The organism is Geothrix sp. (assembly GCF_049292215.1).
Lineage (GTDB): Bacteria > Acidobacteriota > Holophagae > Holophagales > Holophagaceae > Geothrix.
Map to the genome: position 1 here is coordinate 1 of NZ_JBATQW010000067.1, position 23,869 is coordinate 23,869.

General features: G+C 67.4%; 16 protein-coding genes. 11 read left to right on the plus strand and 5 right to left on the minus strand.

The annotated features are described in order from the left end of the window. Positions 1–42: 42 nt before the first annotated feature. Positions 43–504 carry a peptidylprolyl isomerase gene (locus WAS25_RS10980; protein WP_422311987.1) on the minus strand — a complete coding sequence of 154 codons (462 nt, stop codon included), beginning with the start codon at positions 502–504 and terminating at the stop codon, positions 43–45. A 334-nt stretch (positions 505–838) separates the two neighbouring features. Here WAS25_RS10980 and WAS25_RS10985 point away from each other — a divergent pair, with 334 nt between their 5' ends. Next, complete coding sequence (locus tag WAS25_RS10985) at positions 839–982, plus strand: hypothetical protein (RefSeq protein WP_422311989.1); 144 nt, start codon at positions 839–841, stop codon at positions 980–982. Between the two features lie 26 nt (positions 983–1,008). Here the strand turns inward: WAS25_RS10985 and WAS25_RS10990 are convergent, their stop codons facing one another. The 3 genes from WAS25_RS10990 to WAS25_RS11000 form a co-directional block, all read right to left on the minus strand. Then, complete coding sequence (locus WAS25_RS10990; protein WP_422311991.1) at positions 1,009–4,380, minus strand: protein kinase domain-containing protein; 3,372 nt, start codon at positions 4,378–4,380, stop codon at positions 1,009–1,011. A gap of 227 nt (positions 4,381–4,607) precedes the next feature. Further along, positions 4,608–5,840 carry a dipeptidase gene (locus WAS25_RS10995; RefSeq protein ID WP_422311993.1) on the minus strand — a complete coding sequence of 411 codons (1,233 nt, stop codon included), beginning with the start codon at positions 5,838–5,840 and terminating at the stop codon, positions 4,608–4,610. A 44-nt stretch (positions 5,841–5,884) separates the two neighbouring features. Then, positions 5,885–8,509: a protein kinase domain-containing protein gene (locus tag WAS25_RS11000; protein WP_422311995.1), complete on the minus strand. Its 2,625-nt coding sequence runs from the start codon at positions 8,507–8,509 to the stop codon at positions 5,885–5,887. A 110-nt stretch (positions 8,510–8,619) separates the two neighbouring features. Here WAS25_RS11000 and WAS25_RS11005 point away from each other — a divergent pair, with 110 nt between their 5' ends. From WAS25_RS11005 to WAS25_RS11025, 5 genes are all read left to right on the plus strand, one after another. Next, a complete protein-coding gene (locus WAS25_RS11005) occupies positions 8,620–10,257 on the plus strand; it encodes a SpoIIE family protein phosphatase (protein ID WP_422311997.1) in 1,638 nt (545 codons plus the stop codon). A 99-nt stretch (positions 10,258–10,356) separates the two neighbouring features. After that, positions 10,357–16,674 carry a PAS domain S-box protein gene (locus WAS25_RS11010; RefSeq protein WP_422311999.1) on the plus strand — a complete coding sequence of 2,106 codons (6,318 nt, stop codon included), beginning with the start codon at positions 10,357–10,359 and terminating at the stop codon, positions 16,672–16,674. A gap of 77 nt (positions 16,675–16,751) precedes the next feature. After that, positions 16,752–17,759: a UbiA-like polyprenyltransferase gene (locus tag WAS25_RS11015; protein ID WP_422312001.1), complete on the plus strand. Its 1,008-nt coding sequence runs from the start codon at positions 16,752–16,754 to the stop codon at positions 17,757–17,759. Between the two features lie 60 nt (positions 17,760–17,819). Beyond that, the gene (locus WAS25_RS11020; protein WP_422312003.1) at positions 17,820–18,791 is read left to right on the plus strand and encodes a peptidoglycan DD-metalloendopeptidase family protein; all 972 of its coding nucleotides are present in this window, start codon (positions 17,820–17,822) and stop codon (positions 18,789–18,791) included. 15 nt (positions 18,792–18,806) lie between these two features. Then, complete coding sequence (locus tag WAS25_RS11025) at positions 18,807–19,259, plus strand: bactofilin family protein (RefSeq protein ID WP_422312005.1); 453 nt, start codon at positions 18,807–18,809, stop codon at positions 19,257–19,259. Between the two features lies 1 nt (position 19,260). Here WAS25_RS11025 and ruvB read toward each other — a convergent pair whose 3' ends face one another. Further along, positions 19,261–20,274, minus strand: a complete 1,014-nt coding sequence (gene ruvB, locus WAS25_RS11030) for a Holliday junction branch migration DNA helicase RuvB (RefSeq protein WP_422312007.1) — start codon at positions 20,272–20,274, stop codon at positions 19,261–19,263. 108 nt (positions 20,275–20,382) lie between these two features. Here ruvB and WAS25_RS11035 point away from each other — a divergent pair, with 108 nt between their 5' ends. From WAS25_RS11035 to WAS25_RS11055, 5 genes are all read left to right on the plus strand, one after another. Next, positions 20,383–21,909, plus strand: a complete 1,527-nt coding sequence (locus WAS25_RS11035) for an ATP-binding protein (protein ID WP_422312009.1) — start codon at positions 20,383–20,385, stop codon at positions 21,907–21,909. After that, the gene (gene ispF, locus WAS25_RS11040; RefSeq protein WP_422312011.1) at positions 21,906–22,397 is read left to right on the plus strand and encodes a 2-C-methyl-D-erythritol 2,4-cyclodiphosphate synthase; all 492 of its coding nucleotides are present in this window, start codon (positions 21,906–21,908) and stop codon (positions 22,395–22,397) included. The genes WAS25_RS11035 and ispF overlap by 4 nt, the downstream gene beginning before the upstream one ends. Before the next feature lie 52 nt (positions 22,398–22,449). Further along, the gene (locus WAS25_RS11045) at positions 22,450–22,875 is read left to right on the plus strand and encodes a hypothetical protein (protein WP_422312013.1); all 426 of its coding nucleotides are present in this window, start codon (positions 22,450–22,452) and stop codon (positions 22,873–22,875) included. 62 nt (positions 22,876–22,937) lie between these two features. Then, positions 22,938–23,171: a 2Fe-2S iron-sulfur cluster-binding protein gene (locus WAS25_RS11050; RefSeq protein ID WP_422312015.1), complete on the plus strand. Its 234-nt coding sequence runs from the start codon at positions 22,938–22,940 to the stop codon at positions 23,169–23,171. Further along, a partial coding sequence (locus WAS25_RS11055) for a hypothetical protein (RefSeq protein WP_422312017.1) occupies positions 23,168–23,869 on the plus strand: 702 nt, incomplete at its 3' end. The genes WAS25_RS11050 and WAS25_RS11055, both read left to right, overlap by 4 nt.

Here is a 23,869-nt window from a genome sequence, read left to right on the forward strand (position 1 = left end):
GGGGGGCTGTGCCGCCCGATTCTGTGCAGCATGGGAGCCCGATCAGGCCTCGGTGACCGTGGCCTTCACGATGCGGTCATTGCCCTTGATGGCCTTGACCACCTGGATGTCCCCATCCGCCACGCACTGGCCGAAGACCGTGTGCACACCATCGAGGTGGCTGGGGGCGCTGCCGTTGCAGATGAAGAACTGGCTGCCGCCCGTGTCCTTGCCGGCATGTGCCATGGAGAGGGCGCCCAGTTTGTGCTTGTGGGGGTTTCCGGCGGTCTCGCACTTGATCTTCCAGCCGGGGCCGCCGGTGCCGGGCATGCCCGAGGCGCCGGCCTTGGTGTTGGGGCAGCCGCCCTGGATGACGAAATCGGGGATGACGCGGTGGAAGGCCAGGCCGTCGTAAAAGCCCGCTTCGATCAGCTTCACGAAGTTCGCCACGGTAGCCGGGGCCTCCTTCGGGAAGAGTTCCAGGTTGATGTCGCCCTTGTCGGTCTGCAGGAGCACGCGGGTCATGGTCACCTCTTTCGGTCAATCCACCAGGATAGGATCCAACCCTCCGCGAGTCAGCAGCAAGTTCGGAGGCTAGGGCAGCGATTTCGATGCAATCGCCTGGTCCTTCAGCAATCAATTTCTGCCAATCCAGCGTTTTACGTCCCAGCAACCGCCCCGGACGGGACTCCGGTCCGCTCCCTGCCGCGGCGTGAAGCCTTCCGGATACCTGCGGCCCGATTGAAATTTCCTTTGGCTTCCCGAGGGAAGGGAATTAGGCTTGGGCCCTGCTCCAGGTCGATTAGGTTCTGAGTCTCAAGTTCCTAGTCTCCCTCCCCCCTTTTCCCCAGGAGGTCCCATGACCAACAAGCCCATCATCCCGGACCCGGAGAATCCCACGCCTGAATCCGACGAGCAGGAGCAGGCTGCCCTCCAGGCCAGCCTCTCCAATGCTTCCAAGGCGACGACGGGCGGGACCGGATCCATCAAAGTCACTGGCTGAATCGACCTCAGGGCGGCTGGCCACCATCACCGCTCAGGTTGGGCCAGCAACCTTGCCTGGTCCGCCATTGTCCTGAACTCCGCGCCCAGGTTCCCATTGGCGGAGAAGGCCTTCTGGAAGGCCAACCGGGCCTGCTCCGCCTGCTGGCCTCGGATGGCTTGGCTCTGAGTTCGGGCCTTCTCCAGGTCCAGGGCGGCCTGCAGCGCGATCGCCTCGCCGAGGCTCGGCCTGGCCTTCAGGACCTGCGCCAGGAAGACCGCACCCCTCCCGAGGCTGGGTGCCTGATCCTGGGCCGTGGCCCGCTCCCACTCCGCACGGGCCAGGAGGAGCCGGATTAAGCTCAGCAGGGTCTCCTGGGAATCGGGACGCAGATCCAGGGCCCTCTTGAGCACCAGTTCGGCCACATCGAAGTCTGTGCGCTGGGCCTGGCCGCGGCGGCTTTTCAGCCGTGCGGCGGCAGTCCGCAACTCACCCAAATACTGGAGGGCGTCGCGGCGCTGGGGGTCCTTGACGAGCACCCTTGCCAGAACCGCCTCACCCTCGGCCACGACCTGGGCCCCATCGCCGACGGACCTGGTCATCCCTTCCAGACGGACTGCCGAAACCCGACCGAGGTTCACCAGCACGCCAGCCTCACCAGGGGAGACCACCTGGGCTCTCCGCAGCACTGTTTCGGCCTCCTGGAGCCTCTGGACCGCACTGGCGCCCACCACATGCCGCGCCCGCCAGGTCAGCAGGTCCCCAAGGTTTATGTAGGCGAGCACCTGGCCTGGGCCGACTTCGATGGCTTTCCGGAAGGCCTGTTCGGCACTGGCTGCGAAGGGTGCCGGATCCCTTCCCGTCTCCCACGCGTGGCGGGCCAGCTGGACCTGGGCCACCCCGATGACGTTGTGCAGGTGGGGGATGCCCGCGTTGATGCTGAGCCCCCGGCGGCTCGCCTCCAGGGACCGCAGGAGATCGGGCTCCGGATTCTCGCCCCGCTCCTGTCTGAGCGCGCCGAGGCTGGCCAGCACCTGCCCCTGTACGAAGTAGGGTACGAAGTGCCTGGGGTTGAGGCTGCGAGCCTGTTCCAGCACTTTCAGGGCGGCCTGCAGGTCAGCCTCCGGGGCGGTGGCCCGGGGCAGGCCCGCTCGCTGCCGAAGGCAGGTGCCCAGGTTGATCCACGCCGGCAACAGGTGGGGTTCCATCCTCGTGGCCCGCTCGTAGGCCTCGATGGCGCCGCTGAGGTGGCCCAGCGGGTCCCCGCCCCGCTTCTCCTCGTAATCCGACCAAGTCTGGTGGATCAGGCCGATGTGGTTCTCCACCGTGTAATCTCGCTTCTCCAGGGAAAGGGACTCAAGCGCCCGTAGCCCCTTCTCCAGCTGATCCGTGGGATCGAGGTTCCTCCCCAGGCGGGCATCGCCCCACTGGTAGTAGGCCTTTCCCAGAGCCACCCAGGCGTCCGCCCGGTCCGGTCCCGCCAGCTGGGCCTGGTGCGCGACGGCCACGGCCTGCTGCACCAGGGCGTCGGCGTTCTCGCCTCGGGTGGCGAGCGAGTCTGCGCGTTGGCAGAGCAGCGCGGCTTTCAGGATCAGCGAGGGCACGTGGTCCGGCTGGGCGGCGAGGCCCTGCGTCACCGCGGCGAGTCCCCGCTCGAAGGGCGGCTTGACCTGGCCCAGACCGTATTTCTCCATGAACAGCGCGTTCAACTCAAGCTCGGCCAGGGCCGCGTACACCACCGGGGCGCTGCGACCACTGGCGGCAGCCGCCGCCAGGTCCCGCCGACCAGCCTCGAAGTCCGCCAGGGCCAGGTCCCGCTTCCCCTGATTCCACCACTTCCAGGCCCGGGTCTGCAGCAGAGAGCCCCGTAGCAGTGGGGCCTCGTAGAACCAGGGCAGCTCGTTTTCCAGGACTTTCAGGCGCTGCAGGGCCTCGTCAAGGCGGCCCTCGTAGAAGGCCATGAGGGCTTCGAGATAGGCGGGTGAAGGCACATCGGCGCCCCTTGCCTGCCGGAGAAAGGCCAGGGCCGGGGTGCGCAGGGAGGCATCAATCTGGTTCTTCCGGGCTTCCCGCTGGTCCACGGAGGCGATGCGCTCGGCTTCCAGCAGCTTCTCCTGATACTGGCGCCCCAGGACCTGGGTCAGTGCGAAGGCCACCCGCGGTTCGCGATATCCCGCATCCCAGGCCATCTGCAGATGCTCCCGGGCCTTCTCGACATCATCCAGGGTCCAGAAGCCGCGCCCGAGGGCATAGTGGCCGGGACCATTGGCGAGTGCCCCCGCATGTTTCATGTCCTCCTGCAACTGGGCCATGTGGACCCGGACTGCACTCAGGTCCTGCCGGATGTCATGGAGCGGGGAGAGGGCGGAATAGCGGGCCATGGATTCAATGCGGGCCATGGACTCCATAAAGTGCTGCGCCAGCCGCTCCCGGCGGCCCGCATCCAGGCGGGTCTTGAGGGCCACGCCAAGCGCCATGAGCACCAGGACGAAGGCCACGGTGCCGGTCACGGCCAGGGTCTTGTGCCGCATGAAGCGGCGGTGCGTGCGATAGATGAGGCCGGCGCGCCGGGCCAGGACCGTCTCCCCCGCCAGGAACCGGTCCAGGTCATCCGCCAGGGCCCTGGCGGAGTCGTAGCGCCGGGAGCGGTCCCTCTCCAGGCACTTGAGCGTGATGGCTTCCAGGTCCCTGGGGATGTCCTGACTGATGGACCGCAGCGAGGGGATGTCTGCGGAGCCGATGGCGCTGAGGATCTCCAGCGCGTTGGTGCCAGTGACCGGCGTGCGCCCCGTGGTCAGGTGGTAGAGGGTGGCGCCCAGTCCGTAGACGTCGGTGCGCCGGTCCAGCCGGGACACCTCGCCCCGGGCTTGCTCGGGCGACATGTAGGCGGGGGTGCCTAGCACAGAGCCCGTCTCCGTGACGTCCTGGTTCCACTCGTGGGCCAGGCCGAAGTCCATGACGAAGGTGCGCAGCGAGCCGTCCTCAGCCCGCTCGATCATGATGTTCGACGGCTTGAGGTCCCGGTGGATGATGCCCACCCGGTGGGCTTCGTGGACGCCGAGGGCCGCATCACGCAGGGCGATCGCCTTCTGCTCGAGCGAGAGGCCCTGCACCTGGTCGAAGGAGACCCCGGCGATGGCCTGCATGGTGATGAACACCTTGCCCTCCACCTCGCCCACTTCGAAGACCTTGCAGACATTCGGGTGGTCCACCCGCGCCTGGGCCCTGGCCTCCACCATGAACCGCAGCAGGTGGCGCTCCTCCTCGATGCGCACGAACTTGATGGCCACCTCGCGGCCCAGCTTCCGGTCCCGGGCCAGGAACACCATGCCCATCCCGCCCTGCCCCAGGAACCGCAGGAACTCGTAGCGGTCCCAGTCCTTCACCGGGAAGTCGGGAACCTGGGCCTTCCGGGACATCCCTTGGGGTGACTGGAAGGCCGACTCATCTCCAGCAAAGGTTTCTGCCTGGGAGAACAGCGGGTCAGGAGGAAGCGCTCGGCCGGCGTCCATGCCTTCACCCATGGCAAGCCTTCGGAATCCGCCAAGGGTCATGGTTCCCTTCACCGCTTACCAGTCGGGCAAACGGATACTCGTGCCTCCGGCCATCCTCCTGGAGAAGCTCCACAGGGATGGGGGTTGCTCGACTACTTCCTGCCATCGAGCCCCTCGATGGTGGCGGTGCTGGGGGGGCGTTGTTTCTGCAGCCGCCCGGCGATGCCCTCGGCCTTGGCGAAGGCGCGCAGCAGGTTCTCCCCGGCGAGCTTGCGCAGGTTGGCGTCGGACCAGCCACGGCGGATGAGCTCGGCGAAGAGGTCGGGATACTTGGAGACATCCTCCAGACCCACCGGAGTCGTGCCACCCCAGTAGTCGGAGGCGATGCCCACATGGCCATGCCCGGCAACCCTGGCCACGTGGTCGATGTGGTCTGCCACATCCTTGAGGGAGGCCTTGGGCGCGGGGCCGTGGGCCGTGATGTAGTCGGCTTCCTGTTTCTTGTATGCCGCATCGTCATAGGACAAACCCTTGGCGAGCTTCGCCAGGCCGTCCTCCCAGTCCTTCGATGCCCGGTTCGCGAAGGGCGGGATGAAGGTCACCATCACCACACCGCCGTTGGCAGCCATGCGATTCAGGATGGCGTCGGGCACGTTGCGGGGGTGGTCCACCAGGGCCCTGGCACAACTATGTGAGAAAATCACGGGGGCCTCGCTGGTGTCGAGCACGTCCCGCATGACGTCGGGGCTCACGTGGCTGATGTCCACCAGCATGCCCAGGCGGTTCATCTCGCGGACCACCTCCTTCCCGAAGCGCGTCAGGCCACCGTGGGTCGGCTTGTCCAGGGCCGCGTCCACCCAGTCCAGGGTCACGTTGTGGGTGAGGGTCAGGTAGCGCGCTCCGAGGTCGTAGTAGGCCCGCAGCGCGCCCAGGGAGTTCTCCAGCACGTGGCCGCCCTCCATGCCCAGCATGGAGGCCACCTTGCCTTTCGCCCGGATGCGGCGGATGTCCGAGGTGGACAGGGCCAGTTCCATGGCCTCGGGATACTTCGCGATCATGCGCCGGGCGATGTCGAATTGCTCCAGCTGGACCTTCGCGAAGCCCTCCTTGATTTCCCCGGGCACGTAGATCGACCAGAACTGCGCCCCGAGGAGGCCCTGCTTCAGCCGCGCCAGATCCGTCTCGCCGGAGGTCTTCCGGCGCAGGTCGTAGGCCTCCACGTCCCGCGGCGCCTTGGGGTCATCGCGGATCATCCAGGGCAGGTCGTTGTGGCCGTCGATGAGGATGGTGGACCTCAGCAACTTCCGGGCGTGCGATAGAGCCGGGTCAGCCTGGGCGGCTAGGAGGCAGGGCCAGAGCAGGGCAAGCGCGGCGGATCGGATCATCCGGGGGGGATCTCCTGCAGAAAGGCTGGGCATGGGCCGGGGGATCATTTCAGTCCCTCGATGAGGTAGAGATCCGACAGTTTCCTCACGTAGTTGTAGGCTAGGTGCTTCGCGTCAGGTGTCATGGCAAAGGACCGGATGCCGGGCAGACCCGCGGGGTTGGTGGGCGTGATCGTCCGGACGAGGGTGCGTTTGCCACTGGCCACGTCGATGCGGGTGATGCGGGTGGGGAAACCGTCGCGGTTGAAGACGTAGATGCCGGATCCATCGGAATCCCAGCGCATCGGCACCTCCCCCACCTCGATGCCCTTCACCTCACGGCTGGGAGCCCCTTTGGTGGACAGGATGAAGTGCGGTGATTCGAAGGGGTTCGAGGAAAGTTTCCGGAGAAACACCCACGCACCGTCCACGGACACCGCCCGGGCACCGGCGGTGCTGGTCATGCCCGGCTCGCCGATGGGGGTCCGCTGGCCCGTGGCGAGGTCCAGCAATTGAAATGGCTTGGCCCCGACGGCGGTGATGAGCATTCGACGACCGTCGGCCAGAGGTTCCGCATCCATGGCCATGCTCAGTTCGGGCACGCTGAAGGCACGGGACTGGCCGGGCCCGAGGGGGACCAGGCTGAGGGTGGGAGTCCCACCCACCAGCAGGGTCATCATCACCTCCTGGCCGCCCGGCATGAACCTGGCTGTGTCGGCTTCGCCCAGATGCGTCGGCAGGGCCCCATCCGGGGTCCGCAGGTAGAGGGGCAGGTGTTCGCTGTCACTGCTCCAGCCGCCCCCGCCGCCCACGAGCAGACGCTTGCCATCCGGGCTGATGTCCTTGGCAAAGCTCGCATCGTTCCAGGAGAGGTCCTTCTCCCGGTACTCCGGTGGGCTCATGCCCATGGTGCCACTCATGACCAGGCCAAGGCTGGCGAGCACCCGGCCATCCTGGGCCACGTCCAACAGTTCGAGCAGGCCCGCCTGCCGGGTGAGCAGGCGCTTCCGGCCGGAAGCCGTCACCGCCCACAGAGAGCTGCAGCCATCCTTGAATTCGCTGTACCAGACTTCATCGCCATCCGGCCCCCAGGCGAGGCCCGTGAAGCCCTTGACCGCACAGATGGCCTTCCGGCTTCCATTCAAGTCCACCCGCACGATGGCACCATCTCCGCGGTTGTAGGTGGGCTGCTCGAAGCAGACCAGGCGATCTCCCCGCGGAGAGACCCGGATTCCCCAGGTGAACGTGATGTCCGAGGAGACGGCCTGTCCCGCCGGGAATTCCAGCACGGCCTGTCGCGGAGAACCGCCCGGCTGGGCACTGATGGAACCGATTCCGCTGCTGACCAGGGCCATCTGCCTGCCATCGGGGAGCCAGTCCGAGTCGAAGGCGCTCTCCTGGATGACGCGGATGCCGCCACCCGGCGTGACTCTGGCCAGCTGGCCCAGCTCGAAGCTGGCCCAAAGGCGCGGGCGCATCTTGAGGGCGAGTTCACCGGTGGCCGACACCGACAGGAGGGTGCCCCCCTTCACGCCCAGGCTGCGGGGCTCCAAGGCTGCCGGGTTGAGCGAGAAGACTTCGGGCGGTTCACCATTCCAGCGGGCACTGAACAGCACATCCTTGCTGCCGGGCGCGAACCGGGCTCCGTCCACGGTGCCCTTGCCGAAGGTGAGGCGCTTGAAGGTGGGCTTGGGCTCGGCACCCCGGAAGGCCCAGCCTGCGACGCCCACACCCGCCATGAGCACGACGGCGAGGGCCGCCCAGATCCGCGTCGCCCGCCGGTTTTCCGGAGCAAAGGGGGCCGAGATGGGGGCGGTGGCCTCGGAGGACGACAGGCTCTCCAGGGCGAAGGCCACGTCGCGGGCATCCTGGAAGCGAAGGGAGGGGGCCTTCTCCAGGCAGTGGTCGATGATGCGGCGGAGGGCCAGGGGAATGGGTCGGCTGGTGCCCTCCAGCTCGGGCGGGTCATCCCGCAGGATGGCCGCCATGGTGTCGCTGGCCGTGTCCCGCGCGAAGGCGCGCTTGCCTGTGAGCAGCTCAAACAACACGACGCCGAAGCTGAACAGGTCCGCCCGGGCATCCACCGTTTCGCCCCGCACCTGCTCCGGGCTCATGTAGCCCAGCGTGCCCAGGATCATGCCCTTCTCGGTGTGGTGCTCCGGCTGGATGGCCGCCGTGGGCAGGTACGAATCCGAACCCAGGCCGATCCCGGGCAACTGCTTCGCCAGACCGAAATCCAGGATCTTGAGCCGGCCTTCCTTCGTGATCCACAGGTTGTCGGGCTTCAGGTCCCGGTGCACCACGCCCTTCTCGTGGGCCGCCGCCAGGCCCTGGGCCATTTGGATGGCCAGCTCTGTGGCCCGCTTCGGTGTGAACGGCCCCTGCTCCAGCCGCGTTCGCAGTGTCTCTCCCTCGAGCAGCTCCATGGCCACATAAGCCAGGCCTTCCACGTTCCCGAGATCGAAGATCCCCGTGATGTTCGGATGGTTCAGCGCCGCCACGGCCTTGGCTTCGCGCTCGAAGCGGGCCAGGGCTTCGGGGCTCTTCGCCAGGTGCTCGGGCAGCACCTTCACTGCCACGAAGCGATCCAGCCGCGTGTCCTTGGCCTTCCAGACCTCGCCCATGCCGCCCGCGCCCAGGGGCGCCAGGATCTCGTAGGGGCCTAGTTGGGTACCTGCCTGTAGGGACATGGTTGCCTGGGGATGGTTCTCATCATAGGTCAACCATGCAGGGCCAAGGTGGTGTACCTTGCCTGTAATTCCCCATCCGGACCCGCGCCATTCTTGACCTCGAAGGCCGCTTGAAGCCACTGGTACTGCACATCCCCGGCCGACCGCCCATCCCCCTGGAAGGCGAGGCCAAGTCCTGGACGCTGGGCCGCTCCTCGCAGAACGATGTGGCCATTCCCGATGCCAGCCTCAGCCGTCACCACGCGCGCATCAGCCTGAAAGAGGGCATCCCCTACCTGGAGGACCTCGGCTCGCTGAACGGCACCTCCCTGAACGGCGAGCGCATCACGGTGCCCCACCCCCTGCGGGAGGAGGACGAGATCCGCCTGGGCCAGGTGCCCATCCGGCTGGGATCACCCTCGCAGGGTCCGCGCGTGCGCATCGGGGCCGACACGGATGCCTCCTCCTCAGCGGGTTCCATCGTGCTGCCATTGGACCGCCTGCGGGCCGCTCCTGACCGGCGCATGGAGGCTCCGGAGACCCTGCGGTTGCGGGAGGTCATCCGGGAGATCCAGGCCCTGTCGCTGGAACTGCTGGAGGACAGCCCACCAGAGCAGCTGCTCGCCCACCTGTTGGATCGCCTCTGGACCCTGCTGAAACCCTGGCGGGCCGCCGTCCTGATCCAGGACAGCAGGGCCGGACTGCACACCGTGGCCTCGCGGGGCCCCGAAGGCAACCAGCCCATCCTTCTGGCGCGCAGCCTCGTCGATGCCGCCCTCGAGCGCAAGGAGTCCGTGCTCTTCAACGACTTCGGGGAGGACCAGGGTCTCGCCTCCCCTTCCCTCATGCTGAGCGGTGTCACCTCGGCCATGGTCACGCCCCTGGAGCACCAGGGCGTGGTGAAGGGCCTGCTCTACCTGGATTCCCACCCGCCCCGCCCGCCCTTCAACGAGGAGGACCTGCGGCTGGCCAGCATCCTGGCCCACCTGGCCACGGCCAAGCTGGAGCAGGGCCGGATGCGGGAGGAGGCCCTGGCCCGGAAGAAGGTGGACCAGGAGCTGGACCTCGCCCGTCACATCCAGCAGGGCCTGCTGCCCGGCTTCCCCCCCGAAATCGAAGGCTACGAGATCCACGGCAACAACCTGCCCAGCCGACAGGTCTCGGGCGATCTCTTCGGCTGGTGGCCCCGGGGCGACGGGCGCTGGCTCTTCTGTCTGGCGGATGTGAGCGGCAAGGGCCTGGGACCCGGTCTGCTCATGGCCTCCCTGCAGGCGACCCTGGAGGCCTGGACGGAGCGGGATCTGTCCACGGCGGACCTCGCCTTTCAGCTGTCGAAGATGCTAGCCCGGCACACCGATGGGCGGCGCTTCGTCACGGCCTTCCTCGCCCTGCTGGATCCCGCCACCGGCGCGCTCACCTACACCAATGCCGGCCACAACCCGGCGCTCTTCATCCAGCCGGAAGGCACCCATCAGGCCCTGGAAGCCCAGGGGCTGCCCCTGGCCATGCTGCCGGGCAACCCCTACGGGGAGGCCACCCTGCAGCTGGCCCCCGGGGATCTGCTGCTGGTCTACACCGATGGCATCACCGAGGCTGCGGATTCCCAGGACGAGGAATTCGGGGTCGAGGCCCTCACAGCCTTGGCGGTGGCGCAGCGGCACCAGCCCCTGTTGGCCCTGGACGCCGCCCTGCTCGGCGAGCTGGATCGGTTCACCCAGGGAGCCCCCTACCTGGATGACCGCACCCTCCTGATGCTCCGGAAGCTGTAGCGCCCAGGGAGCTGTGGGTCCCTGGGTTTTACCAAAGATCACAGTCGTTACACGCCCTGCCGATCCATAATCCGGACACCACCTCCGCCCGGGCGTTGAATGCCTGAAACCATCGGCCAACCTGCCTCCTGGTCCTCGCTCTTCGAGGCCCTGCCTCAGGGCGTGCTGCTACTGGACCGGGAGGGCCGCTACGTCGAGGCCAACGCCGCGGCCCTGAAGCTGCTGGAACTTGATCGGCGAGCCCTGCTAGACCAGAGGTTGGGCGAAGGCCGGTGGGCCATCCTCGCCACCGACGGCTCAGTGCTGCCGCTGGAGGAGACGCCGGGCGCCGTGGTGTTGCGGACTGGCAAGGCCGTGCACCGCCACGTGGTGGGGGTTGTGAAGCCCGATGGCGATGTCCTCTGGCTGGAGATCTCCGCCGAACCCACGGCTGAAGGTGGTGCCCTCGTTTCCTTCGACGACATCACGCGGCACCACTTGGCCGAGTCGATCCTCGCCGCCCGCGCCCGCATCGCCGAGTTGGCAGCCACATCCACCCTGGAGCAGATCCTGCGGGCCACGCTCGATGAGGCCGAGCGTCTCACGGGCAGCTGCATCGGCTTCTTCCACTTCATGGAGGAGGATCAGGAGACCCTGACCCTACAGGCCTGGAGCACCCGCACCCAGGACGAGTTCTGCCAAGCCGAAGGCCATGGGATGCACTACGCGGTGGACAAGGCCGGGGTCTGGGTGGATGCCGTCCATGCCCGGAAGCCGGTGATCCACAACGACTACGCCAGCCTGCCGCACAAGAAGGGGATGCCCGAGGGCCATGCCACTGTGCTGCGCGAGCTGGTGGTGCCCGTCCTCCGGGAGGAGCGCATCGTGGCCCTGCTCGGCGTGGGCAACAAGCCCTTCCCCTATGGCAACCGGGATCTTCAGACCGTCCAGCGGCTGGCGGACCTGGCCTGGGACATCGCCGAGCGCAAGCGGTCCGAGGTGGCTCTGCACCAGAGCGAGGCGGACTACCGCACCCTGTTCGAGAGCATGGCCCAGGGGGCCTTCCGGCAGCGGGCAGACGGGAGCCTCCTCGATGTGAACTTGGCAGCGCTGGAGCTCTTCGGGCTCAGCCGGGACGAGTTCCTGGGGAGGACTTCTTTGTCCCCCGCCTGGGATGTGATCAGTGAGGCTGGTGAGCCCTTCACGGCCGAGGACCACCCCTCCATGAAGGCCCTCCGAACCGGCAAGCCGGTGCTGGGACAGGTCCTCGGCGTGACCAACCAGCGCACCGGCGTGCGGGTCTGGCTCGAAGTGAGCGCCATTCCCGAGTTCCATCCCGGAGAACCGGCGCCGTACCGCGCCATGGTCACCCTGCACGACCTCACGGAGCGGCGGCGGCTCGAGGCCTCCCTGAAAGAATCAGAGGCCCGCTGGCACACCCTCGTCGAGCAGGCCGGGGATGGCTTGGAGCTGCTTGATGAGAACGGGCGCTACCTCCAGGTGAATGAAGCCTCCTGCCGGGCGCTGGGCTACACCCGCGAGGAACTGCTGGGCCTGTCCGTAATGGATACGGACCCGAACGTTACCCTCGAGGGCTATCAGGCCCGGTTCACCGCGCTGATCGGGCAGCCGGCCGTGACCTTCGAGACCACCCATCGGAGGAAGGACGGAACCCAGTTCCCCGCGGAGGTCACCGTCTCGGTCATCCGCATAGGTGACCACCACCGGGCCTTGGCGCAGGTCAGGGACATCAGCGAGCGGACCCGAGCCGGGGAAGCCCTGCGGGCGGCCAAGGAGCTCCTGGACCAGACCCTGGACTCGCTGGAGGCCCACGTGGCCGTGCTCGACGGAGCGGCCAACATCATCGCCGTCAACGAGCCCTGGCGACGCTTCGCCCGGGCGAACGGCATCCGGGACACCGTGGGCACCGTGGAGCAGGTCAACTACCTGGAGGTGATGGCCTCCTCCTGCCAGAACTCGGCGGGTGACACCACCGACATCCGCCAAGGACTGGTCGATGTGCTGAGCGGCAACCGCCCCTCCTTCGTGGCCGAGTACCCCTGCGACAGCCCCACCGAAACGCGCTGGTTCCGGATGCACATCCAGCCCCTGCTGGCGGCCCAGGGCGGGGCGGTCATCACCCACGAGAACATCACCGATGAGAAGCTCGCCCAGGTGGCCTTGGAACAGGCCCACGAACAGCTCGCCTTCGCCCAGCGGGCCGCCGGGGCCGGCCTCTGGGAGTGGGACCTGGTGAGCGGCCACTTCACCTGGTCCCCGGAGCTGTTCCGCCTCTATGGGCTGGACCCGGACCAGGACCGGGCCACCCCCGAAACCTGGCGCCGCATCCTCCACCCCGACGACCTGAAGGCCGTCGAGGCACATACGGAGAAGGTGATCGCCGAGCGCACCCCCTTCGCGAATGATTACCGCGTGGTCCTGCCCGACGGCCAGATTCGGTGGATCCGGGGCCAGGGAGCCTTCGACCTGGACGCCCAGGGACGCCCCATCCGCATGGCCGGCATCTGCTTGGACCACACCATGCAGAATCAGGCCGAACAAGCCATGGCTGACAGTGAAGCCAAGGCCCGGGCCATGCTTCAGACCGCCCGGGACGCAGTCTGGCTCATGGATCTGGAGGGGCGGTTCAGGGATGTCAACGAAGCCGCCTGCCGCATGCTGGGCTACTCGCGGGAGGCCCTGCTGCAACTGAGCCTGGTGGACATCGAAGCCCAGGAGGATGACGAACGGGCGCGGCAGCACGTGGCCAAGATCGCCAGCCAGGGTTGGGATGTGTTCGAGTCCGAACACCGGAGGCGGGACGGCTCGGTCTTCCCCGTCGAAATCTCCGTGACCCACCAGTCCAACCTGGACCAGATGGTGGTCTTCGTGCGGAACATCACAGAGCGGAGGCAGGCCGAAGAAGCCCTCCAAGTCAGCGAGCAGCGCCTGCGACAGGCCATGGGGGTGGCGGGGCTCGGCATCTGGGAGTGGGACCCCAAAACCGATCGCACCGAGTGGTTCGGGGAGATGTTCAGCATCTACGGCGTCGAGAGGGGGGACTTCACGGGGGTGGGGTCCGACTACATGGCCTTCACCCGGCCGGATTACCGCGATCTCCAGCGGAAGAACATGGAGGAGGCCTGGAACCGCGCCGTGACGGAACCGGAATTCCACAAGGGTGCCCCCTCCCTCGGCGACCTGAAGGAGCTCTGCATCGTCCGCCCCGACGGGTCCGAGGCGTATACCCTCGGCTCTGCCATCTGCATCGTTGATGAGTCTGGCCAACCCCTTCGGATGCTGGGGATCACGCTGGACATCACAGAGCGTAAAAAGGCCGCCAGGACCTTGGAAACGAGCCAGCGTTTCCTGGCGGATACCGAGCGCGTCAGCCATGTCGGTGGCTGGGAGATCGACCTCGACAGCCAGGGTCTGACCTGGACCGAGGAGGTCTACCGGATCCATGAGCTCGATCCCGACCACCATCCGACGGTGGAACAGGGGATGACGTTCTACGAAGAAGGCTCCCGACCGGTCATCGAGGCGGCCGTCCAGCACGCCATCGAGCACGGCCAGGGCTTTGAACTCGAGTTGGGGATCAGAACGGCCAAGGGGAACCTGAGGCAGGTGCATGTCATTGGCAAGGTCGATCCCTCCCGGCGAAGAGTCTTCGGGTTCATCCAGGACATCACCGAGCGCAAGACCACCGAGATGGCCTTACGCGAGAGCGAAACGCGGTTCAGGGCCATGTTCGAGGATTCCCCCATCGGCATCTGGGAAGAGGACTTCTCTCAGGTGAAGGCCCATTTGGACGCCCTGCGACACCAGGGGGTGGTGGATTTCCGGGCCCATTTCGCCAAGCACCCGGGGGAGGTGGCCCACCTCGCCAGCTTGGTGCGCGTCCTCCGGGTCAACCGGGCCAGCCTGCTCAGCCTCAAGGCAGGGAACGAAGCGGAGCTTGTCCGCAATCTGCAGGACTACTTCACGCCCGATTCGTTGGAGACGTTCAAGGAAGAGCTCTGTGCCCTCGTCGATGGACAGACGCGGTTTCGGCTCGAAGGCCCCCATCTGGATGCCCATGGGCAACATCTAGTGTTCGAAATCTCCTTCGCGGTCCAGCCTGGCTGCGAGGAGACCCTCGATCGCGTGCTCGTCTCCTTTGTGGACATCACCGAGCGCAAGGCCATCGAGACCGCCCTGAGGGAGAGCGAGACCCGACTCAAGGAGGCGTTCCGCTTCAATGAGCAGCTGCTGGCCACCATGCCCATCGGGGCCGTTGCCTACGACGGGGAGACAGGGCGCTGCCTCCTCGCCAATGAGGCCATCGCCCAAGTCGTGGGCGGCACCAGGGACCAACTATTGCAACAGTCCTTCCGCGACCTTGGCGCGTGGCGCACCAGCGGCCTCCTCGAGATGGCCGAGCGGGTGCTGGCCAGCGGCGTGGACGAGCAGCTCGAGGTCAGGCTGACCTCCACCTTCGACAAGGAGGTCTGGCTCGCTGCCGCGTTCTCGACCTTTAGCAGCCAGGGGAGGAGGATCCTCCTGGCACTTTGCACGGATGTGTCGGAGCGCAAGGAGGGGGAACAGGCGCTCCTCGAGGCGGAGTGGAAGTTCCGCGCCCTCTTCGACAATGGGCCACTGGGCGTGGCCTACCACCGAATGGTGTATGACGAAACGGGCCGGCCCGTGGACTACGTCTTCATCGATGCCAACGCCAACTACATCGAGCTGACCGGGGTGGATCCGCGTGGGCGCTTGGTGACAGAGGCCTTCCCAGGGATCGAGAAGGATTCCTTCGACTGGATCGGCACCTTCGGCAAAGTCGCCCGGACCGGCGAGCGCATCCGGTTCGAACAGTACCTGGAGACGAATGGGCGCTGGTATGACTGCGTCGGCTACCAGTACAAGCCGGATCACTTCGTGGCCGCCTTCTTGGAGATCACCAAGCGCAAGCTGGCGGAGCTGGCCCTCCAGGATAGCGAGGCCCGCTTCCGCGGCTATGTGGAGAATGCGCCGGTCGGTGTCTTCATCTGCGACGAGACGGGCCGCTACCTGCAGGTCAATCCCGCCGCCAGCGCCATCACCGGCTATGCCGAGGCGGAGCTGCTCGGCATGCACCTCTCCAACCTCGTGCCGGAAGACCAACTGGACCTCGCGACCCGGCGGTTCGAGCAGGTGGCTGTGGGTGGCAAAGTTTCCGTCGAGTGCGCCTTCCTGAGGAAGGATGGTCGCCAGGGCATCTGGGCCCTGGAATCCGTGCAGCTGTCCCCCAACCGTTTCATGGGCCTGGTCAGCGACATCACCGAGCAGAAGCAGGCCGAGAAGGAGCGCCTGCAGCTCGAACAGCAGGTCGCCCGCACCCAGAAGATGGAGAGCCTGGGTAGCCTGGCCGGGGGCGTGGCCCACGACATGAACAATGTGCTGGGCGCCATCATGGGGCTGGCTTCCATCCACCAGGAGCAGGAACCGGAAGGCTCGCGGCTGCGGAAGAGCATGGACACCATCCTGAAGGCCTGCACCCGGGGTCGCACGCTGGTCAAGGGCCTGCTGGGCTTCGCCCGCAAGGGGCTGGAGGAGGTCCGCATCCTCGACCTGAACGAGGTGGTCCGCGAGGATGCGGCCCTGCTGGAGCGCACCATCCCCGCCAACATCCGCATCGACCTGGACCTGGCCGAAGGCCTGCGCCCCATCCACGGGGATCCCTCCTCCCTCAGCCATGTGCTGATGAACCTGTGCGTGAACGCCATGGACGCCATGCCGGAGGGCGGCACGCTCCGGGTGGCCACCCGGAACCTGGACCCCGATCTCGTGAGTCTGGAGGTCGCGGACACGGGCTGCGGGATGCCTCCCGACGTGCTGGAGAAGGCCCTGGATCCCTTCTTCACCACCAAGGTCCAAGGCAAGGGCACCGGCCTGGGGCTGGCCATCGTCTATGGCACCGTGAAGGCCCATCACGGCCGCCTGGAGATCACCAGCACCGTGGGCGTCGGCACCAGGGTCTCGATGGAGTTCCCGGCCACCCTGTTGGCCGTGCCAACCGGGACGGCGAGCCCGGCCGATCCCCGGGTGCACCGGCCCATGAACATCCTGGTCATCGACGATGACGAGCTCATCCAGATCACGCTGGCAGAGCTCCTGCGCTCCATGGGCCACGTCCCCACCCTTGCCGCGAGCGGCGAGGAGGCCCTCCAATGCCTGGAGGAGGGCCTGCGGGTGGAAGCCGTGCTGCTGGACCTGAACATGCCTGGCCTGGGCGGCGCCGGCACCCTGCCCCTGCTGCGCGCGGCCTACCCGGACCTGCCTGTCCTGCTGGCCACGGGGCGGGCCGACCAGTCGGCCATGGACCTGGTGGCGCGTCATGCCCGGACGCTGCTGCTGCCCAAGCCCTTCTCGGCGGAGGAGGTCGCGAGCCACCTGCGACAGCTGTGCCTGGACTGACCCTCACCCTGGGGCTGGGCCGGCGGCGGACCGGCCCACGCAGACAAACCCGCGGTTTCATCCGATCATGAGAACCGATGGAACCTCTTGATCCTGAACCGGAGCCGACACCCGCCCCCCTGGCCGCCCCCGCCGGAGTGGTGGACCCCGACCCACCGGCCTCCCTCGCACCAAGCGAAAGCTCCCCGCCAGGTCCGCCCAACCGGGCCCGGATTGGACCGCTGAGGGAACTGCTCGACATGATCAAGTTCGAGCACACGGTGTTCGCGCTGCCCTTCGCCCTCCTGGGCGCCATCGGGGCGGCGCAGGGTCTGCCCCCGCTGCGCACGTCCCTCTGGATCCTCCTGGCCATGGTGGGGGCCCGCACCGCGGCCATGACCTTCAACCGCCTGGTGGACGTGGATGTGGACGCGGAGAACCCCCGCACCGCCAGCCGCGCCCTGCCGGCCGGCCGGGTGTCGAAGCTGGCGGCCATGACCCTCCTGGGCGTGGGCATCATCCTTTTCGGTGCGGCCGCCGGGGCCCTCGGGCCCCTCACCTGGGCCCTGTCCCCGCTGGCCCTGGTCATCATCCTGGGCTACTCACTCTGCAAGCGGTTCACCGCCTGGGCCCATGTGGTGCTCGGGCTGTCGCTGTCCGGCGCGCCCCTCGGTGCCTGGATCGCCGTCTCGGGCCGGATCGAGGCCCCCGCCCTGTGGCTGTCCGCCGGCGTGCTGGCCTGGACCGCGGGCTTCGACATCCTCTACTCGCTGCAGGACGAGGCCTTCGACCGCTCGAGGGGCCTCCACTCGATTCCCTCGAAGCTGGGCACCCGGGGCGCCCTGTACCTCTCCCGCGGCCTGCACCTCGTGGCGCTGCTCTGCTGGGGGATGTTCAACCACCAGATGGTCGGCCATCTCTGGGCCTGGGCCGGATGGGTGGCGGTCGCCGCCATGCTGGCCAGGGAACAATGGCTGGTCCGAAGCGGGGATCTGACCCACATCGATCAGGCTTTCTTCACCCTGAACAGCCTGATCGGCCTCGTCTTTTTCGCAGGTCATGCCTTGGAATACTGGCTGTCGAAGTCCCTGCTGGCACCGCTCTAGTCCATAGGTTGTAAGAAGACGTTTCGCCCGTGCGACTGTTCCCAGGTATGCTGGGGGGCCATGTCCTCCCATCAGCCTGAACGCCGCCGCGCCGTGCGCTCCAGCCGCCCTGATTCCGGGCGCTGGCTCACGGTGATGGTCGTCTTGAGCGACCGGACTTTCCGCTGGTCGCTCACCCGTCGGCTGATGCTCTGGGTCCTGGGCGGCGTGGTGGGCTTCTGGGCCCTGGCCATGATCGGCTCCGGCTACGGCCTGTGGGCGACGAAGAAGATCATGAGCTTCGGCCGGCTCGCCAAGGAGACCCAGGAACAGCAGGAGCAGTTGCGTTCCTCGCTGGACCAGGCCCAGACCCTCGAAAGCGAAGTGGCCATGCTGCGTAAGCAGCACACGGAGCTCCTGAAGCTGCTGGATCCCAAGGCCCAGGTCGGCTCCCCCCTGCCCGCCCCGCCGGGCCAGCCCAGTCCCGCTCCCCTGCCGCCGGGGACCCAGGAGCGCCTCTCGCGTCTGCGGCAGGATCTCGACTACACGTCGAAACAGGCCGCCGTGGTGCGCGCCCGCATGGAGCCGGTGATCCGGGCCTGGACGCACACCCCTTCGATCCCGCCCACGGCCGGGTATCTCAGCTCAGGCTTCGGCGTCCGGCTCAGTCCCTTTTCCCGGTCCAACGAGGAGGGGGATGGCCTGCTCGGGTACCACACGGGCATCGACATCAGCAACGCCATCGACACCCCGGTCCAGGCCACGGCCGACGGCGAGGTCGTGGAAGCGGGCTGGATGGATCGCTACGGTTGGGGCGTGCGCGTCCGCCACACCGAGGACCAGGAGACCTTGTACGCCCACCTGAACCGCCTGGAGGCGAAGGTCGGCCAGAAGGTGTCGCGTGGGGATATCCTGGGGTCCATGGGACGCTCGGGCAACGCCACGGGTGTCCACCTCCACTACGAGGTCCGTCGGAACGGGAAGCCCGTGAACCCCCAGCCCTACCTCCGGCTCCAGCGCCAGTGGCTCCGCGCCCTTGGCAAGCAGTCCTGACTCGAGGAGTGATCCATGGCCGTCTTCCGCAGCAACAAGTCCAAGCCCGAACCCGCCCCTGCCATCCACTCCCTGCTCGGCAAGGAGGTGCTGTTCAAAGGTGAGGTCCACACCAACTCCCGCAGCTTCCGCGTGGAAGGCGTGGTGGAGGGCACCATCCACTCCACCGGCGAAGTCTCCATCGCGCCCGGCGGACTGGTGAAGGGCACCATCTTTGCGAAGCATCTGGTCGTCACTGGCCGGGCCGAAGGCATCATGAAGATCACCGACTGCCTGGAAATCCACGGCACCGGCTATGTCGAGGGCGACGTGGAGGTTGGCTCGCTGGTGGTGGATGAGGGCGGCACCCTCCAGGGCGTCTGCGTCCGCAAGGACCAGGCCGAATCCAAGGCCGCCGCCAAGGGCGGATCGCTGCCCTCAGCCAAGGCGGCGGACGCCGAAGCCAAGAAGGCCGACGCGAAGCGCTAACTCAGCGGAACAGCGGCCCGGGATCCGACTTCACACCCAGATACGCATAGGCTGCATCCGTGGCCTTCCGTCCCTGGGGTGTCCGGTCCAGGAAGCCCACCTGCATGAGGTAGGGCTCCACCAGGTCCTCCAGGGCGCCCTCATCCTCGCCGAGCGCCGCGGCCAGGGTCCTGAGCCCCACGGGCCCGCCGCGGTGCTTGTGGCAGATGGCCTGGAGGTATTCGCGGTCCAGGGCGTCCAGGCCGAGGTCGTCCACCTCGTGCAGCTTCAGGCAGGCATCGGCGGAAGCCTCGGTGATGGTGCCGTCCCCCTTCACTTCCGCGTAGTCCCGGCAGCGCCGGAGGAGCCGGTTGCAGATGCGCGGCGTGCCCCGGCTGCGCCGGGCGATGGCTTCGGCGCCTTCCTTGGCCAGGTGGATGCTGAGGAGAGCCGCCGAGCGGTTGGCGATAATTGCCAGCTCCCCGCGGGTGTAGAACTCCAGGCGATGAACCATGCCGAAGCGGTCGTGCAGGGGCTTCGAGATCAGCCCGGCGCGCGTGGTGGCACCGACCAGAGTGAAGGGGCGCAGGTCCACCTTCAGCGTCTGGGCGCTGGGCCCCTGGCCGATGAGGATGTCCAGCTTCCGGTCCTCCATGGCCGAATACAGCAGCTCCTCGATGGGAGCGGAGAGGCGGTGGATCTCGTCGATGAAGAGGAACTCGCCTTCCTCGAGGTTTGTGAGGATCGCAGCGAGGTCGCCCTTCTTCTCCAGGGCCGGGGCCTGGATCACCTTGCACGGCGCGCCCATCTCATTGGCCAGGACGTGCGCCAGGGTGGTCTTGCCGAGCCCGGGTGGCCCGAAGAGCAGCACGTGATCGAGGACCTCGCCGCGCTTGGCGGCGGCCTGCAGCGCGATCTCGAGCCGGGCCTTCACCTTCTCCTGGCCGATATATTCCTGAAGCCTCTGCGGCCTGAGGGAGTATTCAGCCGGGTCCTCGGCGGCGCCGGTGGGATCAAGGTCGGGATGTCGGTGCATGGCTTCTATTCCCTCACGGGACTTCCACTTGTGTCCAGCCGATGGACGGATAATCTTGGTTCACGCAGTCCAACCCCGCCTTCCCCCCTCCACCACCCGGGAGGTGCTGTGGCCCAGCGCTACCAGCTCCTGATCCGAGATCGTCATGGCTTCGAGCGCACCGTGCCGCTCTCCCGCTCCGTCACCCTGGGGCGGCAGAGCCTCTGCGACGTGGTGCTGTCGGACAGCATGATCAGCCGCAACCACCTGCGGATGGAACTGCGCGACGACATCTGGTGGGCCGAGGACCTGCAGACCACCCACGGCAGCTTCTACAAGGACCAGCAGCTCGGGCGCACCGCCTGGGAGCCCGGCACCCCGCTCCGCCTGGCCGATGGGGCCTACACGCTCACGTTGCTCAGCCTCGACCAGTCCAGTTCCGAGCTGCACCTCCAGGCCATCCTCGAAACGGCCCAGCTGCTCGCGGAGGAGGTGGATCTCGAAGACCTGCTCGAGCAGTCCATGGACAAGCTCCTCTCCATCTCGGGCACCGACCGCGGCTTCCTGATGCTGCTCGAAAACGGCGAGCTGGAGACCCGGGTGCAGCGCAACCTGGGGCACGAGCTCGAAGGCTCGATTCAGCTGTCCCTCTCCAGCGTTCACAAGGTGTTCGAGACCGGCGATCCCATCTGGATCCTGAACGTGGCCGACGAGCACCACCTGCTGAACCAGCACTCCATCCAACGCCTGGAGCTGAAGACCATCCTCTGCCTGCCGCTGCTGCTCCAGGGCCGCCGCCTGGGCGTGGTCTACCTCGACAGCCGCCGACCCATCACAGAACCCCCGGACCGTGAGACCTTCGAGGCCATCGTCGCCCTCTGCGCCATCGCCATCGAACGCACCCGCCTCTCGGAGGAGAACCTCCGGACCCACGTGCTGGCCACGGTGGGCCAGGTGGCCAGTTCCATCGTCCACGACTTCAAGAACGGGCTGTTTGTCCTGCGCGGCCACGCGGATCTGCTGGAGCTGTCCACGGAGGACCACAAGATCCGGCACCACTGCCGCAAGATCCTCGAGTGCGTGGACCGGCTCACGCACCTGAGCCAGGATGTGCTCGACTTCGCCAAGGTGCGCGAGCCCAAGCGGGAGACCATCGACCTGCGGGCCTTCCTCGAGGCCATCCTCGAGCCGATGGTCCCACGCGCCGCCGAAATGGGCGTCCAGCTCCGGGCCGAAGGCCCCACCTGCCTCATCAAGCTCGATCCGGGTCGCTTCACCCGGGTCATGGAAAACATCATGGCCAATGCCCTAGACGCCACCACGGACATGAGCGGGGAAGTGGTCGTGGCCTGGAGCCAGGTGACGGGGGGCGTCCAGATCCGCGTGAAGGATCGCGGGCATGGCATTCCACGCAAGGTGTTGAAGCGCATCTTCGAGCCCTTCTTCAGCTACGGCAAGAAGAAGGGCACCGGCCTCGGCATGGCCACCGTGAAGAAGATCGTCGAGGAGCACGGCGGCACCCTGGAGTTCCTCAGCGAGGAAGGTCGGGGGACCGAGGTGATCATCACCCTGCCGGAACACCCCATCACCGGCACCTTCAAGATCTCGGACGAATCCACGGGGAACCACCGGGCTCTTGGGGCGGAGGGCCCGTGACGGCCATCCGGGTCGGCCAGGGCTTCGACGTCCACCGGTTCGCAGGTCCCGAAGCAGGGCGCCCCCTGGTACTGATGGGCTGCGTCATTCCCCATGATCGTGGACTGGCCGGGCATAGCGATGCGGATGTGATGCTGCACGCCCTCATGGATGCCCTCCTGGGCGCCGCGGGGCTCGGGGACATCGGCCAGCACTTCCCGGACACGGACCCGGCCTACAAGGGCGCGGATTCGGCCCTACTCCTGGCCCGGGTCATGGGCGACCTGACCGAACGGGGCTGGCAGGTGGTCAATGTGGACGTGTGCCTCATCGGCGAGCGCCCAAAGATCGGGCCTCATCGCCAGAGGATGCAGGCCCGGGTGGCGCAGCTCCTCGGGCTTCCTCCAGACGGCGTGAACGTGAAGGCCACCACCACGGAGACGCTGGGCTTCACGGGCCGCGGCGAGGGGCTGGCCGCCCAGGCGGTCGTCCTGATCCGGCGGTCATGAACGCGGGACCTCGGCTCCCTTCATCGCATATGATGGAAGTTCCGGAGGTTTCATGAAGTTCCACGCCGTTCTTCCCGCCCTGGCGTTGCTGGGCACCACGCTGTTCCTGGGGTGCAGCAAGGTGCCCCTGACGCCCAGAACGCCGGTTCCCGCGGGTTCGGTGGTCTTCCGCTTCACCCGCGCCGTCCGCGGTCCCGTGGAGCTCACGCTCGACGGAGCCCGCATTCCGGTACAGCAGTCCCCCAAGGGCGCCATCAGCCTCCAGGTGAAGGGGCTGACCCCCGGCAAGCACCGCTACTTCCTGACCAGCCAGCGCGAGACCTTCAGCCCGGACATGGGCGAGTTGGACCTGCCCGCCGACAAGGGGCTCTACCAGGTCACCCTCGCCCAGAAGCTCGATTCGGTCCTCTACGGCAAGCCCGATCCCCTGCCGCCCGCTGAGGGACTCCCTGGCGTGACGGCCGTCCTCCTCAAGTAGCCATGGCGGTGGTGGCCCGGACCCGGAGGCGGGACCATCTCCTCCGCGGGCACGGAACCCTCATGGCCCGTTGCCTGGCCGAGGGGCTCCCGGTGGCCTCGGCCTGCTCCGGCCGGGGTGCCTGCGGCAAGTGTGTGATCACCCTGCTCCAGGGCGCGGACCTGCTCGAGCCGGCCGATGCGCATGAAGCCGAAGTGCTGGCCAGGAACGCCGCCGGGCCGGATCAGCGCCTGAGCTGTCAGCTCCAGATGCCGCTTCGGGGCGCCGACTTCCTCTTCACCACGGGCTACTGGTGAGGCGCGGGGTCTGGATCACCCTGGGTCTGGCGCCCCTGCTGGGCATCGGCGGCTTCATGGCCTGGAAGACCCACGCAGTGGCCCGGGAGCTGGTGGACCCACCCTTCTACCGGCCCCAGCCCCTGGCTCGCGTGGAGGCCACCTACCGCGAGCTGGCCGAGGGCCGCGACGGTGACCCGGGCGGCAAATGGACGTCTGTGGAAGTGGAGGGTCTGCAGCTATGGCGGTTCATGCGCCCCGCGCCCTCACCGGGGGTGGTGCTCCTGCTCCATGGCTTCGGCGACGACCGCTGGGGCACCAGCCCGGCCCTCAAGTGGTTCCCCCGCCTGGATGCGGCCATCTTCACCTACCGGCGGCGCGACGATGCCCTCCGCGGCGGAGGACCCGCCCCAGCTGTCACCTTCGGGGCCATGGAATCCAGGGATGTCGTCCGGATGGTCCATCACCTGGAGGCCGCCGGCATCGAACGCCGTCGGATCCTGCTGCTCGGTCGCAGCCTGGGGGCCTCGGTGGGGCTGCTGGCACTCTCCGAGCTGGAACGCGAAGGCAGGGGTCCCCTGGCCGGCATCATCTGGGAGGGCGCCCCTGCCAGCAGCCGCAGCTTCGCGGAACGCCTGGTCCGCGGGCCCGAGGACCGCTGGTGGCATGTCCTCGCACCCCCCATCGGGGCGGCGGCGGCCTTGGCCGCGGGTCGCATG

Bases quoted from the DNA above. Each gene is read 5' to 3' on its own strand.
- WAS25_RS10980 (WP_422311987.1), bottom strand. From the start codon at position 504: ATGACCCGCGTGCTCCTGCAGACCGACAAGGGCGACATCAACCTGGAA.
- WAS25_RS10985 (WP_422311989.1), top strand. From the start codon at position 839: ATGACCAACAAGCCCATCATCCCGGACCCGGAGAATCCCACGCCTGAA.
- WAS25_RS10990 (WP_422311991.1), bottom strand. From the start codon at position 4,380: ATGTCCCGGAAGGCCCAGGTTCCCGACTTCCCGGTGAAGGACTGGGAC.
- WAS25_RS10995 (WP_422311993.1), bottom strand. From the start codon at position 5,840: ATGATCCGATCCGCCGCGCTTGCCCTGCTCTGGCCCTGCCTCCTAGCC.
- WAS25_RS11000 (WP_422311995.1), bottom strand. From the start codon at position 8,509: ATGTCCCTACAGGCAGGTACCCAACTAGGCCCCTACGAGATCCTGGCG.
- WAS25_RS11010 (WP_422311999.1), top strand. From the start codon at position 10,357: ATGCCTGAAACCATCGGCCAACCTGCCTCCTGGTCCTCGCTCTTCGAG.
- WAS25_RS11015 (WP_422312001.1), top strand. From the start codon at position 16,752: ATGGAACCTCTTGATCCTGAACCGGAGCCGACACCCGCCCCCCTGGCC.
- WAS25_RS11020 (WP_422312003.1), top strand. From the start codon at position 17,820: ATGTCCTCCCATCAGCCTGAACGCCGCCGCGCCGTGCGCTCCAGCCGC.
- WAS25_RS11025 (WP_422312005.1), top strand. From the start codon at position 18,807: ATGGCCGTCTTCCGCAGCAACAAGTCCAAGCCCGAACCCGCCCCTGCC.
- ruvB (WP_422312007.1), bottom strand. From the start codon at position 20,274: ATGCACCGACATCCCGACCTTGATCCCACCGGCGCCGCCGAGGACCCG.
- WAS25_RS11045 (WP_422312013.1), top strand. From the start codon at position 22,450: ATGAAGTTCCACGCCGTTCTTCCCGCCCTGGCGTTGCTGGGCACCACG.
- WAS25_RS11050 (WP_422312015.1), top strand. From the start codon at position 22,938: ATGGCCCGTTGCCTGGCCGAGGGGCTCCCGGTGGCCTCGGCCTGCTCC.